The 588-nt window shown below is 49.1% G+C and carries 1 protein-coding gene; it reads right to left on the bottom strand.

The genetic code is table 11. From position 1 onward, the window contains the following. Nucleotides 1-39 precede the first annotated feature (39 nt). Entirely contained in the window at nt 40-363 is a 324-nt protein-coding gene (locus tag EI164_RS16655) for a hypothetical protein (protein WP_192521065.1), read from the bottom strand. Nucleotides 364-588: the final 225 nt, after the last annotated feature.

The raw sequence follows: 588 nt of genomic DNA, 5'->3' as shown, positions 1-588 counted from the left end.
ACGCTACTTTAACAAAAACCTCTTATCAGGTGTCCTAAATTAGTTGACCACTACAGACTCACTACCAACCGTCATCGACTGCTGACTGTGCAATTGCAGCTCACCGCCCTGTGCTTGTATCGCCACAGGTTTGGTATTGGCACTAATATTCAGTCCTGATAGCGCAGCCTGTCCGGCTATCCCTGATAGCGACTCGATAGTATCTGCCGTCAAGGTATAACTGCCTGCCACCATATCTGATTGCGTGCTGCCTGATTGTCTAACGATGGTCTTGGCTGTGGTTAGGGTGTTGTTGCTTGATGCCAGAATACTGTCTTTGCTGACTACTAGCACATCGGACGCACCCAGCACTTCAGTATTCAACGTCTCATCGATAATTTGCGCCGTACTCTTAAACCCTTCTATCGACGCTCGGGCATCACTGAGCGCTTCGGTCGATTGCAGATGCGCCTGTTTAGCCTCTGCTAACGTCTCGCTCAGCTCAGCGCCTAACTTAAGCTGCTGCTGTCCTGCATCATTGACCCACGCCGACTTGTAGTGGTCAACTAATTTAGGACACCTGATAAGAGGTTTTTGTTAAAGTAGCGT

Origin of the sequence: Psychrobacter sp. FME13, assembly GCF_014861395.1 — a bacterium.
Classification (GTDB): domain Bacteria; phylum Pseudomonadota; class Gammaproteobacteria; order Pseudomonadales; family Moraxellaceae; genus Psychrobacter.
Note: the sequence above shows the minus strand (reverse complement) of the source record. Positions and strands in the feature narration are given on the sequence as shown.